The organism is Streptomyces sp. NRRL WC-3742, assembly GCF_000720635.1.
Lineage (GTDB): Bacteria > Actinomycetota > Actinomycetes > Streptomycetales > Streptomycetaceae > Kitasatospora.
Map to the genome: position 1 here is coordinate 1 of NZ_JOCF01000070.1, position 18,060 is coordinate 18,060.

Here is an 18,060-nt window from a genome sequence, read left to right on the forward strand (position 1 = left end):
CAGTTCGGAGAGGTGCTCGACGTGGTCGAGGGCGGCGCGGTTGAGCGCGTCGCGGGCGTCGTCCTCCTCGCGGGCGGTGTGCTCGGGTTCGAGGGCGAGCCCGGAGCGGTTGACCACGGCGGCGAGGGTGAGGCCCTGGACGACGAGGGTGAACACGACGACCGAGGTGGTGAGCACCAGGACGAGCGGGCGTCCGGCGAGCGGGGTGCCGTCGTCGGCGAGGAGCAGGATGGACAGCGCGGCGGCCGAGCGCGGTGACGACGACCGGATCGGTGCTGGCAAGGACGGCCCCCAGCACGAAGGCCATCGCGGGCGGCAGCCCGGCGAGAGCGACGGCGGCGAAGCCCACGGCCGCGGCGGAGGCGAAGACCAGGCCGAAGGAGAGGATCGTCACCGGCCGCCACACCGCGCGCAGGTCGCGCAGGGACAGCTCCTCGGCGGAGGAGTAGAGCAGCGGCGGCAGCACCACCAGGGCGATGGCCTGCGGCGGCACGTGCAGCGCGGGTACCCCGGGGATCAGCGCGACGCCGATGCCCGCCAGGACCAGCAGCGAGGGGGCGGGTATCCGCCATCGCCGGGCGAAGGTGGCCACGGTCGTGGCCAGATCCATGGCCTGCCAGGGGCGGCAGCTGGTTGGGGCGCGGGATGTGGAGCGGGGCTTCGGCGGCGCCGAACGGCAGATGGATGGTGTTGGGCCTGAACAGGAAGTCCTCCCGGTCGGCAACGAGCGTGAGGTGGACTCGGTCGCCGAGCAGGTAACGCAGGCCGAAGGCGTACTGCGTGGCCATGGCGCTGCGCCCCTTCGGTACGGCGGGGATCGATGATCCTCACCGTCCCGCCGGGCTGAGGTCCCGGGGAGGGCCCAACGGCCTTCATCGGGGGGCCGACCGCCTCGTTCCGTCCGGTGGACGGCTTTCGGGTATCGCGTAGCCTGGGCGGCTTCGTTCCTGATGGGGAAGACGGTGGTCACGGCATGCACGGCGACAGCGGATTGTGGGTCATGTTGGTCATGGGCGCCGCCGTGTGGGTCTTCTCCATCCTGGGAGCCGTTCGGCAGCTCCGCGCTCAACGGGGGACGCGGGTCGTCGGCGTACTCGTCCGGTGCTTTCGCGAGCGCGCGGCGAAGGGGAACGGTTATTGGAAGGGAACCGTTCGGTTCCAGGCGCCGGAGGGCGGGGCGTACCTGGTGTCGATGTACCTGTCCTGGTCCGGGACGCCAGGCGTTCAGGTGATGGTCTGCTACCCGCCCGGGCGTCCGAAGGAAGCCCGGGAGGCCGGCGGATGGGTCGGTTGGGTGTCCCCGCTCATGGGTTTCGTTGTGGGGACCTTCTTCGTCGTCGCTGCTGTGCTCATCCTCTCCGGCACGGTCCCCACTTCTCCGGTACCCCCGCGCTGACGGTCTCGCCCCTGGGCGTGTTGCCGGGGTGGGCGAAGAAGGAGACGAGGTCGGTGCCGCTGATCTGCTTGAGGACGTAGCCGGCGGCACCGGCCATGATCGAGTCGAGCAGGGCGTCCTCGTCGTCGAGCGAGGTGAGGATCAGGCAGGCCAACTCCGGCATCCGGGAGCGCAGTTCGCGGCAGACGGTCACGCCGTCGCCGTCGGGCAGCCGCATGTCCAGGACGGCGGCGTCCCGGGGTACGAGGGGAAGCACGGGGAAGGCGGCCCGGTCACCTGGCGCGGTGGTCGCGCGGGGCGCGACCGCTCCAGACCGGTTCCAGCAGGGTCCAGGAGTGCTCCCAGGCGCGCGTGGCCCAGCGGTTCAGGGTGTTGAGGCGGAGGTGGAGACCGGCAGCGACGAGGGCGAGGAGGCCGATGAGGGTGGACACCCCCAGGAACGCGGCGTCGACGGCGGACGCGGTCGCTCCCGGCGGGGCCTCGGCGAACCGGCCGGAGTCGTCGGCCAGGATGCCGACGGCCGTACCGGCAGCGGTGCCGGGCGGCACCGTGACGGTGCCGGTGACGGTCCGGCCGTCCGGGGCAGCCCAGGTGGCGTCCGCCCGGGAGTGCATCAGGTCCCTGCCCCGCTCGCCTGCGGTCGGGTGCCGGGCCGGGGTGAGCGTGACGGCCCGGACCGGGTGCAGGCGGGCGGCCGTCACGGAGGCGTCGTGCCGGGCTTCGGTGTAGCTGGCCCCCGTCGCGCCGGCGCTGGCGAGCACCGCCAGCGCGGCGCCGAGCAGGGCCAGCAGCAGGGAGCGGCTGCGGGAGCGGTCGAGCAGGCGGACCAGCGGGTTGGCGTCCTGCCCGAATGCCTGCCGCAGGTGGCGGCGGAGGCGCGGGCGTGGACCGGCGCTCATCTCGGTTCTCCTTCGTGGACGGTCGGTGTCACGCGTGGGGGACGACGGCCACCGGGACGGGGCAGTGGTGGAGCACGGCGTGGGCGACGGGACCGAGCCGCATCCCGAGGGGGTGCCGCTGCTCGCGGCGGCCGAGGACGACGAGCCCGGCGCCGGTGGCGGCCTCCAGGACGGCGCTCGCGGGCCCGCCGAGCCGGGCGTCCACGACGACCTCCACCTCGGGGTGCTTCGCGCGGCGCGCGCTCAGGTGCTGCGTCAGTACGGCGGTCTCGGTGTCCTGCTGCACCGGGAGGTCGACCAGCGGTGGCATCAGGCCGCCGTAGGCCCAGGCGGCGGACGGGTCCCAGCCGTGCACGGCGTGCAGCGCGGTGCCGCGGAGCCCGGCCGCGGTGAAGGCGAACTCCAGGACGGCGTCGGCCGGTTCGCGGGCGTCGAGCCCGACCACGACCTCGCCGGTGCCGGAGGCGGGCGTGCCCTCGCGAACCAGGACCGTCGGGATCGGGGCCCGGGCCGCGACGGCGAGGGAGACCGAGCCGACGAGCAGTCCGGCGAAGCCGCCGAGCCCCCGGGTGCCGAGGACGAGCATCTCCTGCCCCCGGGCCTCGGCGACCAGCCCGTCCACCGGGTCGTCCGCCCGGAGGGCGGTTTCCACCACCAGGCCCGGACGGGCGTGGCGGATGCGTTCGGCGACGCCGGTGAGGGCGTCGAGCGCGCTGGGCCTGGGGTCGCCCGGCCGGGAGCGGTCCATGTTGTGGGTGCTCAACCAGGGCCAGACGTGGAGCAGCCGCAGCGGAGCTGCGAGCCGGTGGGCCCAGTCGGCCGCCCAGAGGGCGGCGGCCTCGCTCTGCGGCGAGCCGTCGAGGCCGACCAGGACATGGCGTGTCGTCACGGGAACTCCCGGGAGATCGGGGGCGGAGGGGAAGACCCTCCACCGACTGAGCACCACTGTGCGGCCGCCCTCCCGTTCGAGCCCAGGGACCGACGGGACCCAAGGCGAGGGGCCACCGGTCCCCGGCCGGGCCCGTGGCGCCGGGACCCAAGGCGTGGTCGGCGGGACCTTCGGCCCCTCGGCCCGGCAGGCCGGCGCACGGCAGCCTGAAGACCCCGGAAGCGGACCCCCGACGGCCGGGCACTCCGATGAGCACCTCCGTCGCCCCCAAGAGGAGAGCACAGCCATGTCCGTCACCCCCGGTCCGGCCCGCAGCGGACCGTCCAACGAGGAGATCCAGGCGCTCGACGCCCACTGGCGGGCCGCCAACTACCTGGCGGTGGGCCAGATCTACCTGATGGCGAACCCGCTGCTGCGCGAGCCGCTGCGGCCCGAGCACATCAAACCCCGCCTGCTGGGACACTGGGGCACCTCACCCGGCCTCAACCTGGTGCACACCCATCTCAGCCGGGTGATCAGGGCCCGCGGCCAGGAGGCGGTCTGCATCTGGGGCCCCGGCCACGGCGGGCCCGCCGTCCTCGCGAACTCCTGGCTCGACGGCAGCTACACCGACACCTACCCCGACGTCACCCGCGACGAGGCGGGCATGGCCCGGTTGTTCCGCCAGTTCTCCTTCCCCGGCGGCGTGCCCAGCCACGTCGCCCCCGAGACGCCGGGCTCCATCCACGAGGGCGGCGAACTCGGCTACGCGCTCTCGCACGCCTACGGAGCCGCCTTCGACAACCCCGGCCTGCTGGTCGCCTGTGTGATCGGCGACGGCGAGGCCGAGACCGGCCCGCTGGCTGCCTCCTGGCACGGCAACAAGTTCCTCGACCCCGTCCACGACGGCGCGGTGCTGCCGATCCTCCACCTCAACGGCTACAAGATCGCCAACCCGACCGTGCTCGCCCGGCTGCCCGAGGCCGAACTCGACGCCCTGCTGCGCGGCTACGGCCACGAGCCGCTGTACGTCGGCGGCGAGGACCCGCTGACGGTCCACCGGGCCATGGCCTGGGCCATGGACACCGCCCTCGACCGGATCGCCGCGATCCAGTACGAGGCCCGCACCGGCGGCGAAACCCGCCGCCCCCGGTGGCCGCTCATCGTGCTGCGCACGCCCAAGGGCTGGACCGGCCCGTCCGAGGTGGACGGCCTGCCGGTCGAGGGCACTTGGCGCGCCCACCAGGTGCCGCTCGACCAGGTCCGCGAAAACCCGGTGCACCTGCGGCAGTTGGAGGCATGGCTGCGCTCGTACCGGCCGGAGGAACTCTTCGACGGCCTCGGCTGCCCAGTGGCCGAGGTCCTCGCGCACATTCCCGAGGGGCACCGCCGGCTCGGAGCCACCCCGCACGCCAACGGCGGCCTGCTGCTGCGCGACCTGCCGATGCCGCCGCTGGAGCGCTACGCCGTCCCCGTGGACAAGCCCGGCACGACGCTGCACGAGCCGACCCGCGTCCTGGGGGAGCTGCTCGCCGACCTCATGGCCGCCACCGCCGAACGCCGCGACTTCCGCCTGGTCGGCCCGGACGAGACCGCCTCCAACCGGCTCCAGGCCGTCTACCGGGCGACGGGCAAGGCGTGGCAGGCCGACACCCTGCCCGTGGACGAACACCTCGCCCACGACGGCCGGGTGATGGAGATCCTCTCCGAACACACCTGCCAGGGCTGGCTGGAGGGGTACCTGCTGACCGGCCGGCACGGACTGTTCTCCTGCTACGAGGCGTTCGTCCACATCGTCGACTCGATGGTCAACCAGCACATCAAGTGGCTGCGCACCACCCGCGAGATCCCCTGGCGCGAGCCGATCGCCTCGCTCAACTACCTGCTCACCTCCCACGTCTGGCGCCAGGACCACAACGGCTTCTCCCACCAGGACCCGGGCTTCGTCGACCACGTCCTCAACAAGAGCCCCGAAGCCGTACGCGTCTACCTCCCGCCGGACGCCAACACCCTGCTCGCCACCGCCGACCACGTGCTGCGCAGCCGCGACTACGTCAACGTCGTGGTCGCCGGAAAGCAGCCCTGCTTCGACTGGCTCACGCTGGACGAGGCGCGCGACCACTGCGCCCGCGGGGCCGGCGTCTGGGAGTGGGCGGGCACCGGGGAGGGCGCGGGCGAGCCCGACGTCGTCCTCGCCTGCGCCGGGGACGTACCCACCCAGGAGGTCCTGGCCGCCGCGGGCCTGCTGCGCCGCCACCTGCCCGACCTGTGGGTCCGGGTGGTGAACGTGGTCGACCTGGCTCGGCTGATGCCCGCCGAGGAGCACCCGCACGGCATGCCCGACGCCGAGTTCGATGCCCTGTTCACCCGCGACCGGCCGGTGATCTTCGCCTACCACGGCTACCCGTGGCTGATCCACCGCCTCGCGTACCGCCGGGCCGTCCACCCGCACCTGCACGTGCGCGGCTACAAGGAGTCCGGCACCACGACCACACCGTTCGACATGGTCGTCCGCAACGACCTGGACCGCTACCGCCTGGTCATGGACGTCATCGACCGCGTCCCCGGCCTGGCCGGTCCGGCGGCCGCCCTGCGCCGGACGATGGCCGACCAGCGGACGCGTCACCAGGACTGGATACGCGAGCACGGCACCGACCTGCCCGAGGTCACCGAATGGACCTGGCAGGGCTGACGGGGCGGGACGGACCGACCGACAGCAGCGAGATCAACGAGAACAACGAGATCAACGAGAGAGGGGAGAGACGTCATGTCGCACGTCGTAGTCGTCGGGGTCGACGGATCGGAACCGAGCAGGGCCGCGGCCGAGTGGGCCGCTGGGGAGGCCCACCGCAGCGGGCGGCCCCTGCGGATGATCCACGCCGGGGCGGCGGTGCCCTTCGACCCCACGGAGCCCGGCGACGCCGTCGAGCAGGTCCCCGAGCCGGTGCTCGCCGTCTGGGACCACCTCGCGAGCGCACTGCCGGGCCTGGAGATCAGCTGCGGGCACGCGCCCGGCAACCCGGCGGCCGTGCTGGCCGCCGCCGGCGGGCGGGAGGGCCTGGTGGTCGTCGGCTCGCGCGGGTCAGGCGGATTCGCGGGACTGCTGGTCGGCTCGATCGCGCTGCGCACGGCGGCGCGCGCCCACTGCCCCGTGGTCCTGGTGCGGGCCGGGGATGGGACGGGGGTCGAGGGTGACGTGGTGGTCGGGCTGGACAGCGCCCGGTCCTACGGCGACGTCCTCTCCTTCGCCTTCGAACAGGCATCCGAGCGCGGGGCGGCCGTGCGGGTCCTGGAGAGCCGCACGCGCCCGGCGGGGCCGTACCTGACGGAGGCGCCGGTGGACCAGCCCGAGATCAGGGAGGCCCTGGCGGCGGCCGAGCTGACGCGGCTCCAGGACGCGATCGCCCCCTGGTGCGAGAAGTACCCCGCGCTCCGGGTCGAGGCCGAGGTGACGGCTTGGCCGGCCGGGCGGGCGCTCGTCGAGGCGTCGCGAGGCGCCGCGCTGACGGTGGTGGGCCGCCGGACATCCGGGCTGCACGCGGCCGCACCCTGGCTGGGTGGCGTGGCCCACGCGGTCCTGCACCACGCGCACAGCCCGGTGGCGGTGGTGCCGCACGCCTGAGCGGGCTCCGCACCGCACGGACTGCCGTGGCACCGGCCGGTGCCACGGCAGTCCTCGTTTCGCGCGGAGCCCGTAGGGGTCCGGGCGGCGGCCGACCCCGGTTGATCCGGCACCTGGACCGCACTGTCCCGGTGAGTCTCAGGTGGCGGAGCCCGCGGCGGCGCCGGTGGCCAGGTCCGCGCCCCAGCGGGCGATGGCGGCCTCCAGGTCCAGGGGGCCCATCTTCGGCGTCTCGCCGGGCGCCGACCAGCCCTCCCGCGGCACGCGCCACATCACCTCGAACTCGTTGCCGTCCGGGTCCTTGGCGTAGAAGGACAGGGAGTGGTGGTGGTCGGTGGCGCCGACGAGGGCCCCGCGCTCGCTGAGGGCGCGGCCGATCTCGGCCAGCTCGCCGAGCGTGCCGACCTCCCATGCCAGGTGGTACAGGCCGACCCGGCCCGGCTGCGGGCCGGGTGCGTCGGCGCCGATCGCGAACAGGCCGAGGTCGTGGTCGTTGAGCGTCTCCTCGGCGCTGAGGAAGGCGGCCCGCCCGGGGAACTCGACGTCGACCTTGAAGCCCAGCACCTCGGTGTAGAACGCGACCGAGGTCGCGACGTCGCGGATGTAGAGCACCGCGTGGTTGAGGCGACGTACCGGCATGGGTCTCTCCTTGCAAAGTTCAAACTTGAACCGAATCGCTTCGACAGTAACCCGGTAGTTCGAATTTGAATAATAGGGCGAGTGGGTGCCCGCCCGCACACGGGACCTTCGGCCTGCGGGAGTGGCCCATTGGACACGCGCCCCGGTTCGGGCCGCCCCGGCACGCTGGAAGCGGCAGCGCGGGCGGGACGAACCGTACGCGCGGCCCCCGATGACGAACCGAAAGGTGGCACCCACCATGTCTCGTCGCCCGCAGACCGAGGAGACCGTCTCCTCCGTCCCGGCCCCCCGCCCGGATGCGGCACCGAGCCCCGACAGCGTCGTCGGCGCGCTGGTCGCCGACGCGCTCACCGCGCTCGACGTTTACGCGGACTACACCCAGGAACAGGTCGACCACATCGTCAAGAAGGCGTCGCTGGCCGCGCTGGAGCGGCACACCGGGCTGGCCGTGCTGGCGGTGGAGGAGACCGGGCGGGGGCTGTTCGAGGACAAGGCGGTGAAGAACGTCTTCGCCTGCGAGAACGTCACCCATGTGATGGCCCGGACGAAGACCGTCGGGGTGGTCCACCGGGACGAGATCGACGGCATCGTGGAGATCGCCGAGCCGGTCGGGGTGGTCGCCGGCATCACCCCGGTCACCAACCCGACCTCGACCACGATCTTCAAGTGCCTGCTCGCCCTCAAGACCCGCAATCCGATCGTGTTCTCCTTCCACCCCTCGGCGCAGCGCTGCTCGGCGGAGGCGGCCCGGACCGTGCGGGACGCGGCGGTGGAGGCCGGGGCGCCCGCGCACTGCATCCAGTGGATCGAGGAGCCGTCGACGGCGGCCACCAGCGCGCTGATGCACCACCCGGACGTGGCCACGATCCTCGCCACCGGCGGCAACGCGATGGTGCGGGCCGCGTACTCCTGCGGAAAGCCCGCCCTGGGCGTCGGCGCGGGCAACGTCCCGGCGTACGTGGAGCGCAGCGCGGACCTGCGGCGGGCGGCGAACGACATCGTGCTGTCGAAGTCCTTCGACAACGGCATGATCTGCGCCTCCGAGCAGGCCGTCATCCTGGACGCGGAGATCCGCGATGCCGCGCTCGCCGAGTTCCGCACGCTGAAGGCCCACCACGCGGACGCGGGGGAGAAGGCGCTGCTGGAGCGCCACCTGTTCGGTGCCGGTGACGGTTCCTCCTGCGCCGGGGAGCGGCTCAACGCCGAGGTGGTGGGCCGCACGGCCGCGCAGATCGCCGAGGCGGCCGGGTTCACGGTGCCCGCCGACACCTCGGTGATCCTGGTCGACTGCGACGGGGTCGGCCCGCAGGAGCCGCTGACCCGGGAGAAGCTCTGCCCGGTGCTCGCCGTCCTCACCTCCCGTTCGCGCCGCGAGGGCGTCGAACTGGCCTGCGCCATGGTCGAGTTCAACGGCCTCGGCCACTCGGCGGCCGTGCACTCCGAGGACGAAGCCTTCGTCGAGGAGTTCGGGCACGCGGTCAAGGCGTGCCGGATCATCTGGAACGCGCCCAGCTCCCAGGGCGGCATCGGCGACGTCTACAACGCCTTCACCCCCTCGCTGACCCTCGGCTGCGGCAGCTACGGGCACAACTCGGTGGCCGGCAACGTCTCGGCGCTGAACCTCCTCAACATCAAGCGGATCGGGCGGCGCAACACCAACATGCAGTGGTTTAAGGTCCCGCCGAAGATCTACTTCGAGCGCCACTCGATCAAGTACCTGGCCAGCATGCCGAACGCCCGCCGCGTCGTCGTGGTGACCGACCGGACGATGGTGGAGATCGGCCACCTGGAGCGGGTGCGCGACGTCCTGGGCCGGCGCCGCGAGCCTGTCGAGGTCCGGGTCGTCGACTTCGTCGAGCCGAACCCGAGCATCGACACCGTGCTCAAGGGCGCCGAGCTGATGCGCGGCTTCGAGCCGGACACCATCGTCGCCCTCGGCGGGGGCTCGCCGATGGACGCGGCCAAGGTGATGTGGCTGATGTACGAGCATCCGGAAGTGGAGTTCGGGGACCTGAAGGAGAAGTTCTTCGACATCCGCAAGCGCGCGTTCACCTTCCCCGACCTGGGGGAGAAGGCCAAGCTGGTGTGCATCCCGACCACCTCGGGCACCGGCAGCGAGGTCACCCCCTTCGCCGTCATCACCGACACCGCCACCGGCCAGAAGTACCCCCTCGCGGACTACGCCCTCACCCCGAGCGTGGCCATCGTCGACCCCGCGCTGACCACGGGCCTGCCGCCGCACGTCACCGCCGACACCGGCTTCGACGCCCTCACCCACTGCATCGAGACCTACGCCTCCGTCTACGCCAACGACTTCACCGACGGCCTCGCCCTCCAGGGCATCCGGCTGATCTTCGACAACCTCGAGGAGGCCGTCGCCCACGGCGCGGACAACCCACTCGCCCGCGAGAAGATGCACAACGCGGGCACCATCGCCGGCATGGCCTTCGGCTCCGCCTTCCTCGGCGCCGTGCACGCCATGGCCCACACCCTCGGCGGGACGTTCCACGTCGCCCACGGCCGCACCAACGCCCTGCTGCTGCCGCACGTCATCCGCTGGAACGGCTCCGCCCCGGCCAAGGTCACCGGCTGGCCCAAGTACGGCAGCTACCTCGCCCCCGAGCGCTACCAGGCGATCGCGCGGATGCTGGGCCTGCCCGCCGCCACCCCCGAGCAGGGAGTCGAGTCCCTCGCAGCGGCGGTCGAGGAACTGCGCGACAGGGTCGGCATCCCGCGCTCCTTCAAGGACGCCGGGGTCGACGAGACGGCCTTCCTGGCGGCCCTGCCGCAGCAGGCCATGAACGCCTACGAGGACCAGTGCGCCCCCGCCAACCCCCGGATGCCGCTGCTCGCCGACCTGCAGCAGCTGATGCGCCGGGCGTACTACGGCGACCAGGCGTGAGCCTCCGGACAGGAGAGAGGACCTTTCCGATGACCACCTCGCAGCACCACGAGCGCACCGTCGGCGCCTGGGACGGCTTCCACGGCGGCCTGTGGCGCGACACGATCGACGTCCGCGACTTCATCCAGCACAACTACACCCCCTACGAGGGCGACGCGGCCTTCCTCGCCGGGCCGACCGAGCGCACCCTCGCCGTGTGGCGGCAGATCACCGACCGCTTCCCCGAGGAGCGCGCCAAGGGCGTCTACGACGTCGCGTACGACGTCCCGGCCGGGATCACCGCGTTCGCGCCCGGATACATCGACCGGGAACGGGAACTGATCGTCGGCCTGCAGACCGACGCCCCGCTCCGGCGCGCGATCATGCCGTACGGCGGCTGGCGGATGGTCGCCGGCGCGCTGCGCACCTACGGCTACCCCGTCGACCCGGCACTGGAGAAGGTCTTCACCCGGTACCGCAGGACCCACAACGACGGCGTGTTCGACGCCTACACCCCCGAGATCCTCGCCGCCCGCAAGGCCGGCGTCGTCACGGGCCTGCCGGACGCGTACGGCCGGGGCCGGATCATCGGCGACTACCGCCGCGTCGCCCTGTACGGCGTCGACCGGCTGATCGAGGCCAAGCGCGCCGAGAAGGCCGAGCTCGACCCGCCGCCCGCCGACCCCGCCCGGCTGGAGGAGACCATCCGGGAGCGCGAGGAACTCGCTGAGCAGATCCGGGCGCTGGGCGAGCTCAAGGAGATGGCCGCCGCCTACGGGTACGACGTCTCGGGGCCGGCCGCGAGCGCCCGCGAGGCCGTCCAGTGGCTGTACTTCGCCTACCTCGCGGCGGTCAAGGAGCAGAACGGCGCGGCGATGTCGCTCGGCCGCACCTCCACCTTCCTCGATGTCTACCTCCAGCGCGCCCTGGAGCACGGCGAGTTGACGGAGGGTCAGGCCCAGGAGCTGATCGACGACTTCGTCATCAAGCTGCGGATCGTCCGCTTCCTGCGCACCCCCGAGTACGACGAGCTGTTCTCCGGGGACCCGACCTGGGTCACCGAGTCGATCGGCGGCATGGGCGCCGACGGCCGCACCCTGGTCACCCGCACCTCCTTCCGCTACCTGCAGACGCTCTACAACCTGGGCCCGGCCCCTGAGCCCAACATGACCGTCTTCTGGTCGCCGCAGCTCCCGTACGGCTTCAAGGAGTTCTGCGCCCGCGTCTCCATCGACACCTCCAGCATCCAGTACGAGTCGGATGAGCTGATGCGCCCGCGCTTCGGCGACGACACTGCCATCGCGTGCTGCGTCTCCGCCATGGAGGTGGGCAAGCAGATGCAGTTCTTCGGAGCCCGGGTCAACCTCGCCAAGACCCTGCTCTACGCGATCAACGGCGGCCGCGACGAGCGCACCGGCGAGCAGGTCGGCCCGGTCACCGCCCCGGTCGGCGAAGGCGTCCTCGACTACGGGGAGGTGCTCGCCAGGCTCGACCGGCAGATGGACTGGCTCGCCGAGACGTACGTCCACGCGCTGAACGTCATCCACTACATGCACGACAAGTACGCCTACGAGCGCCTGGAGATGGCCCTGCACGACCGGGACGTCCGGCGCACCATGGCCTGCGGCATCGCCGGGCTCGCCGTCGCTGCCGACTCCCTGTCCGCGATCAGGTACGCGAAGGTCACGCCCGTACGGGACGGGACCGGGCTGGTCACCGACTACCTGGTCGAGGGCGACTACCCCGCGTACGGCAACAACGACGACCGGGCGGACGAGATCGCCGTCCGGCTGGTCGAGGACTTCATGGCCAAGGTGCGCAAGCACCCCACCTACCGGGGAGCCGAGCACACCCAGTCCGTGCTCACCATCACCTCCAACGTCGTCTACGGCAGGAAGACCGGCAACACCCCGGACGGGCGCCGGGCGGGCGAACCGTTCTCGCCCGGCGCCAACCCGATGAACGGGCGCGACCTCCACGGCTACGTGGCCAGCGCCCTGTCCGTCGCCAAACTCCCCTACGACCACGCCGAGGACGGCATCTCGCTCACCAACACCGTCACGCCCGACGCCCTCGGGCGCACCCCCGAGGACCGGGTGCACAACCTGGTCGGCGTGCTGGACGGGTTCACCGCCTGCCACGGCTTCCACATGAACGTCAACGTCCTCGACCGCGACACCCTGCTCGATGCCATGGAGCACCCCGAGAAGTACCCGCAGCTGACCATCCGCGTCAGCGGCTACGCCGTCAACTTCGTCCGCCTCACCCGGGAACAGCAGCTCGACGTGATCGGCCGCACCTTCCACGACGCGCTGTAGCGGCGCCCTCGCCGTGTGGTGCCGGCACCCGCTGTCGGCACCACACCTCCACCGGAGACCCCCATGACCTCGCCACCGCCCGCCGGAAGGCTCCACTCCTGGGACCTGTCCACCGGCGTCGACGGCCCGGGCACCCGCTTCGTCGCCTTCCTGTCCGGCTGCCCGCTGCGCTGCCTGTACTGCCACAACCCCGACACCTGGCGCCGACGGGACGGGCGGCGCGTCGAGGCGGAGGAGATCGTCGCCGAGGCGGCCAAGTACGTCGAGTTCATCCGCGCCTCCGGCGGCGGCGCCACCGTCAGCGGCGGCGAGCCGCTGCTCCAGCCCGCCCTCACCGGTGAGCTGCTGCACCGCTTCAAGCACGAGCTCGGGCTGCACACCGCGCTGGACACCTCGGGCTTCCTCGGTGCCCGCGCCACCGACGCCCTGCTCGCCGACACCGACCTCGTCCTCCTCGACATCAAGTCCTGGGACCGCGCCCTCTACCGGCGCCTTACCGGGCAGCGCCTCGCCCCGACCCTGGACTTCGCCCGCCGCCTGGCCGACCTCGGCAAGGAGGTCTGGGTCCGCTTCGTCCTCGTCCCCGGCCTGACCGACCGTACCGAGAACGTCGAGGGCGTCGCCGCCTTCACCGCCTCCCTCGGCAACGTCACCCGCGTCGACGTCCTGCCCTTCCACCGCCTCGGCCTCGCCAAGTGGCGCGCCCTGGGCCTGACCTCCACCCTCGCCGACACCCCACCGCCCACCCCCGCCCAGACGGCCTGCGCCCGCGCCGCATTCGAGGCCCACGGCCTGCGCACCGCCTGACCGACCCCGGGCGGCGGGGACGAACTCACCGGTCTCGAGCCGCAGTTTCAGGCGGCCAGCGGGATCAGCACGAGCAGCGGGATGAACAAGGTCCACTGCGGCAGGGTGAGGACCGCCGCGCCGAAGGCGTCCAGGTCGATGACGAGGAACACGCCGGTGAACGCGGCGGCGATGCACCAGACATAGGCCAGGACCGGCCGCGCTATTCGGCGCTCGGCGCGCGCGGCCCAGGCCAGAGCCAGGGGGAGCGAGAGCAGGAGCAGCGTGCACAGATGCCAGAGCACGCGGAAGAGTTGCACGACCTTGGCGTCGAGGTCTGCGCGGAGCAGGGGGCCGACGAACTCCGGGGTGCCGGCGAACAGGTGGAGTGCGGTGATCGCTGCGGCGAGCGCGGCGGCCGTCCACAGGGGCCACCGGCGAGAGGGGGCGGTGCCGGTATCGGGCATAAGGGTCTCCTGGCGTGGTGGAAGTCCGCCCGGGCCTGCCGGCCGTGGCGGTCAAGCAATGCGAGGATACATTCTAGAATCTGAATTCTAGAACAGATTGCTTACTATGAACCGCATGGGTCGCGCACCGAAGTTCACCGAAGACCAGTTCCTCGACGCCGCACTGCAACTGGTCGCCGTCGGAGGGCCCGGCGCGGCGACGGTCGCGGCCGTCGCCGAGACCCTCGGCGCGCCGGTGGGCTCGGTCTACCACCGGTTCGATTCCCGCGACCTGCTCCTGGCGAAGCTGTGGCTCCGGACAACGCGACGGTTCCAGGTAGGGCTTCTGGAAGCCCTGGCGAACGACGATCCGGACGAGGCGGCCCTGAGTGCCGCGCTGCACGTGAACGCATGGGCGCGTGAGCATCTAGACGAGGCGCGCGCACTGCTGCTCTACCGCCGCGAGGACCTGACGGACCGCTGGCCGGCCGAACTCGGCGACGAGGCCGCCACGGTCAACGCGGCCCTCTTCGACACACTGCGCGACCTCGCGTCGCGCCGGTACGGAAGCGTAGATCCGGAGTACGTCCAGCGGGTGACCTATGCGGTGCTGGACGCGCCCTACGCGGCCGGACGCCGCCACCTTCTCGCCGGTGAGGCGCCGCCGCCCATCGTCGACGACCTGGTCACCGTCACCTGCCGTTGCGTGCTGGCCGACGGCGACTGACATGACGTCAATGCTGTAACAGGCTTTGCTACATGATGCCCCTGCCTGGCCCGAGGCGGCGCGCTCCACACTGGGCCGACTCCGCGTGGGCGGAGCCGATCAGTGTTGACGCCGAGGGAGTCGCCGATGCCAGCTGCCGAGCAGTCCACCACCGTCCACGTTCCACCCGCCGTACAGTCGTTGAAGGCCGGGTCGGTCGGCCTGGTCGGGGTCGTGTTCATGGCCCTGGCCACCGCCGCGCCGATCACCGCGATGACCGGCAACCTGCCAGTGATCATCGGCAGCGGCAGCGGCCTTCACGCGCCGGCGGGCTTCGTGTTCGTCAGCCTGGTCCTGGCCGTCTTCACCGTCGGGTACGTGGCGATGGCCCGGCACATCACCACGGCAGGAGCCTTCTACGGCTTCGTCTCCCACGGCCTGGGCCGGGTGGCCGGCATGGCTTCCGGACTGCTCGCGGTCCTCGCGTACGTGGTGTTCGAGTCCTCCATCGTGGGGATCTTCGCGTACTTCGCCCAGCAGAGCGTCCAGTCGGAGTTCGGTGTGCACTGGCCATGGCCGGTCTTCGCGCTGGTGATGCTGGCGGTCACGGCGATCCTGTCGTACTTCGACCTGAACGTGGCCGCCAAGGTCCTCGGGGTCTTCCTGGTCGGCGAGGTTCTGATGCTGTTGTTGCTGGGCGGCGCGGTGCTGGCGCACGGCGGCGGCGACAGCGGCTTGCACATCGGCTCCTTGAACCCCGTCGGGGCGTTCGCCGGGGTCAACGCGGGTGTCGGACTGTTCTTCTGCTTCTGGTCGTGGATCGGCTTCGAGTCAACCGCGACGGGAGGGCGGGGTCAGGCAGCGGAGGAGGCGGGCGCGTCCATCCTGTCGGCCAGGAGGGCGTCGGCGCGTTCGCGCCGGGCACGGGCCTCGCGGCCGGCCCTCCACTTGTAGAAGCTGGAGCGGGCGATGTCCAGGGCCTGGCAGAGCCGCCTGACCGGGTAGGTCTCGCAGTGGTCCTCGATGAACTGGAAGCGGCTTACCAGGTCATCTCCGAGGCGAAAAACTTCGTACGCGTCCGCCAACGCGGGGCCACCCCCGATGTCGAGACTCGGTTGCGGGCCACCATCGTCAAGCTCAAGACCATGATCGCCAACAAGAACACCGAGCTCAACCGGCTCTGCGCTGACCTGCCCGCCCTCGTCATCAACCAGCTCAGCCTGGAGAATCAGCAACTGCGTGAAGCCCTCGCCCGCCCTGACCCCACCGTCATTTCCTTTCCAGACTGTAGAGGGTAACTGGCGGGGAAGTGGCCGTATGATGTGCCGAGCAGGGTCGAGCACGTCAGGTGCAGCGATTCGCCATCGCGTCGGCCCACAGGGAGAGATCGGGGTTCAAGTCCCCACCGCCCTCGTGGCGAACTCGTTCAATTGGCAGGACGCTCCCCTACTCCGCCCCGCCACCGGATCGCAGATCCGGTGGCGGGGCGGAGGACTTTCTCCTTCATGCCAACGCCGAAATTTCCTGTCAGCCCCGATCCCACCCAGTGGAGGTGGGGCTCGTCAGCCTGGCCACGTGCCATCCCTCCCGGGTACCGCCGCGCAGCTTCTTGAGCACCTCCTCCTGGCGGATGGCCAGGTGTTCGATGACCTTGATCGCTGGCAGAGCGACTTGTTCCGGGGCTGCCTTGGCCTCGTGCTGGTACCAGTTGCCCAGGAACTCCAGAGTCAGGTCCACCAGAGCACGCCCGGCGTGAACGTCCAGGAGGTCGGTCGCGGATTCGAACCGGCCGTCATGCAACGCAGTGTTCCGTATCACGTACAGCCAATCGAGGCTCTTGTTGAACCGATTCGCGGTCTCCTCGATCCATGTGGAAAGAGAGGTGGGTGCGGCCAACATGGCACGCCAGTAACGCAGTCGAGCCGCGGTCTCCCCGCTGAGGAAGTCGGTAAGGGCAGCCAGAGCTTCGGCGGCCGTGTAAAGCACCGAGTCCGCGTCGGCGGGTGGCGCGAACGCGTCCAGCCAACGGTCCGGCTTGCGTAGCACCCCGTCGTCACCGACCCCGGTCCAGGCGTCCAGGGCCACGCAGTGTGCTTCGGCTTGCATCGCCTCCTCGAGTGCGGCTCGTCGATCGAGTTCGACAGCCCGCGCCGCCGTCGCCTTCCGCGCCACGGTTGCCGCGTGATCGCCCGTGGCCCTCTGGATAGCAGCCTCCAACCCGTCGGCCATGGCCTGCGCGTCGCGGTGTGCTGCCTGCGCGGCCGCCACTTCGGCCGCCACCGCGGTACGCGTGCGCTGGTGCAGGTCGATGACCTGCTGGCGGGCGGCTTGGAGGCTCAGGGCTCGCGCCAACTTCTCTATGCCCGTCTTCTGATCGGGGCCTTTCTGCGTTTTCACATCCAGCGCCTCCAATGCGGCCCAGCACAACCCGGCGGCCGTGGTGGGCGCCTCGATCACCCGGGCGATGTGGGCGGTGCGCAGACTTTCGCGCAGTGCGGGTGGCCAGTCAGTAGTCAGTGGACGCATTGGGCGCATCCCCAAGGCAGGTACGGCAAGCCGCAGTGTCCGGTCCGAACCTGGGTCGTAAGCGAGCGTCTCCGGACGTAGCCGGATCTCCGAAGTCCGCTGGCCCGCCACATACTGATCGAGCGATTCTGAGGCCCGTCGCCGGCCCAGCAGCGCGGCGCCGCCCAGGTCACGGGCACGGACGCTAAAGGTCAGGAGCACCTGGCCGCCTGCTTGGTCCCGAGACCATTCACGGCGCGCCTCGGCAGCCTTCTTGGCCATGTCGGCAAGGTCCTTGAGGTCGGACGCACCTCGGCCCCACCCGGCCACGGGTTCGCCGGGTGAAACCCCCATTGCCGCGCAGTCCGGGTCCATGAGCCCGCCCAGCGATTCCAGTCGGGAGGTGCCCTCGACGACAACGGCAACGCGAAATTCCCGCTCCGTAGGGAGCAGCACCCTCAACAGTTGGTCGGCTTCGAGGCTTCCCCGGCGCAGCGCGATGCGTACCTCATCGCTGAGTAAGTAATGCTGACGGCCTTCCATGACACACAGGGCAGCCATCTCGAGTGCGAGCCGTTGTCTGGTGTCCTCCGCTACAGATCCCCGCCATGCCTCCGCGAATCCGTCCACGACGGCGGCGCGCACGTCGGCCCTCCTGGCGTCCACAAGCGCGGCCTTCGCCCGGCAGTCCTCGGCAGTGCTCAGTCCCGTCGTACCGCCTGCCTTGATCGAATCCAGCACGCCGACTGCTTCGTCGAGTCGGCCCGCTGATACGTGCAGACGGACCACGTTCAGTTCTTTGAGCGCGGCCTCGACCAAGTCAAACGCGAGTTTCGCAAAGGGCTGCAGGGTCGCCCGCCCCGGCCGTGCCCGCGACTCTAAGGCAGAGTGCACCCGGGCAGTCGCGGCAACCCCAGTCGGCTCGCTGCTGACGTGTCGGGTCAGTACTGCTCCAGGATCGCTAGCCGCCAGGACAGCTTCCAGCAGTGCCCGT

Annotated in this window: 13 protein-coding genes and 3 pseudogenes; 8 read left to right on the plus strand and 8 right to left on the minus strand. The window is 71.3% G+C overall.

The features are described 5' to 3' along the window. From IH61_RS49105 to IH61_RS0131510, 5 genes and pseudogenes are all read right to left on the minus strand, one after another. A pseudogene (locus tag IH61_RS49105) lies at positions 1-282 on the minus strand (hypothetical protein); the annotation flags it as partial. Between the two features lie 22 nt (positions 283-304). Continuing rightward, positions 305-610 (minus strand): annotated as a pseudogene (locus tag IH61_RS49110) (cation:proton antiporter); the annotation flags it as partial. An 826-nt stretch (positions 611-1,436) separates the two neighbouring features. Beyond that, positions 1,437-1,631, minus strand: a pseudogene (locus IH61_RS0131500) (response regulator); the annotation flags it as partial. 37 nt (positions 1,632-1,668) lie between these two features. Continuing rightward, positions 1,669-2,295, minus strand: coding sequence for a hypothetical protein (locus IH61_RS0131505; protein ID WP_031076100.1), 627 nt, complete (start codon positions 2,293-2,295; stop codon positions 1,669-1,671). A gap of 28 nt (positions 2,296-2,323) precedes the next feature. Continuing rightward, the gene (locus tag IH61_RS0131510; protein WP_031076102.1) at positions 2,324-3,184 is read right to left on the minus strand and encodes a universal stress protein; all 861 of its coding nucleotides are present in this window, start codon (positions 3,182-3,184) and stop codon (positions 2,324-2,326) included. Positions 3,185-3,470: 286 nt separating this feature from the next. On the opposite strand from IH61_RS0131510, the gene IH61_RS0131515 reads away from it, so the two are divergent. Both IH61_RS0131515 and IH61_RS0131520 read left to right on the plus strand, forming a co-directional pair. Next, on the plus strand, positions 3,471-5,855 hold the full coding sequence (locus tag IH61_RS0131515; protein ID WP_031076103.1) for a phosphoketolase: 2,385 nt from the start codon (positions 3,471-3,473) through the stop codon (positions 5,853-5,855). A gap of 75 nt (positions 5,856-5,930) precedes the next feature. Further along, the gene (locus tag IH61_RS0131520; protein WP_031076105.1) at positions 5,931-6,785 is read left to right on the plus strand and encodes a universal stress protein; all 855 of its coding nucleotides are present in this window, start codon (positions 5,931-5,933) and stop codon (positions 6,783-6,785) included. A gap of 138 nt (positions 6,786-6,923) precedes the next feature. Here the strand turns inward: IH61_RS0131520 and IH61_RS0131525 are convergent, their stop codons facing one another. Then, a complete protein-coding gene (locus tag IH61_RS0131525) occupies positions 6,924-7,424 on the minus strand; it encodes a VOC family protein (RefSeq protein ID WP_031076107.1) in 501 nt (166 codons plus the stop codon). A gap of 238 nt (positions 7,425-7,662) precedes the next feature. Between IH61_RS0131525 and adhE the strand changes: the two genes are divergently transcribed. The 3 genes from adhE to pflA all read left to right on the plus strand — a co-directional run bounded on the left by adhE (position 7,663) and on the right by pflA (position 13,430). Further along, a complete protein-coding gene (gene adhE, locus IH61_RS0131530) occupies positions 7,663-10,326 on the plus strand; it encodes a bifunctional acetaldehyde-CoA/alcohol dehydrogenase (protein WP_031076109.1) in 2,664 nt (887 codons plus the stop codon). Between the two features lie 29 nt (positions 10,327-10,355). Next, positions 10,356-12,623, plus strand: a complete 2,268-nt coding sequence (gene pflB / locus IH61_RS0131535) for a formate C-acetyltransferase (RefSeq protein WP_031076111.1) — start codon at positions 10,356-10,358, stop codon at positions 12,621-12,623. A 63-nt stretch (positions 12,624-12,686) separates the two neighbouring features. After that, positions 12,687-13,430, plus strand: a complete 744-nt coding sequence (gene pflA, locus IH61_RS0131540; RefSeq protein WP_037973621.1) for a pyruvate formate-lyase-activating protein — start codon at positions 12,687-12,689, stop codon at positions 13,428-13,430. A 47-nt stretch (positions 13,431-13,477) separates the two neighbouring features. Here the strand turns inward: pflA and IH61_RS0131545 are convergent, their stop codons facing one another. Further along, positions 13,478-13,876 (minus strand): hypothetical protein, encoded by a 399-nt coding sequence (locus IH61_RS0131545; protein WP_031076116.1) that lies wholly within the window; start codon positions 13,874-13,876, stop codon positions 13,478-13,480. A 115-nt stretch (positions 13,877-13,991) separates the two neighbouring features. Here IH61_RS0131545 and IH61_RS0131550 point away from each other — a divergent pair, with 115 nt between their 5' ends. The 3 genes from IH61_RS0131550 (at position 13,992) to IH61_RS0131560 (ending at position 15,859) form a co-directional block, all read left to right on the plus strand. Further along, positions 13,992-14,582: a TetR/AcrR family transcriptional regulator gene (locus IH61_RS0131550; RefSeq protein ID WP_037973622.1), complete on the plus strand. Its 591-nt coding sequence runs from the start codon at positions 13,992-13,994 to the stop codon at positions 14,580-14,582. A 126-nt stretch (positions 14,583-14,708) separates the two neighbouring features. Further along, positions 14,709-15,515, plus strand: coding sequence for an APC family permease (locus IH61_RS0131555; protein WP_051838417.1), 807 nt, complete (start codon positions 14,709-14,711; stop codon positions 15,513-15,515). A 59-nt stretch (positions 15,516-15,574) separates the two neighbouring features. Further along, on the plus strand, positions 15,575-15,859 hold the full coding sequence (locus IH61_RS0131560) for a hypothetical protein (protein ID WP_051838418.1): 285 nt from the start codon (positions 15,575-15,577) through the stop codon (positions 15,857-15,859). A gap of 229 nt (positions 15,860-16,088) precedes the next feature. Here the strand turns inward: IH61_RS0131560 and IH61_RS46405 are convergent, their stop codons facing one another. After that, complete coding sequence (locus tag IH61_RS46405; RefSeq protein ID WP_158845497.1) at positions 16,089-17,885, minus strand: hypothetical protein; 1,797 nt, start codon at positions 17,883-17,885, stop codon at positions 16,089-16,091. Positions 17,886-18,060: the final 175 nt, after the last annotated feature.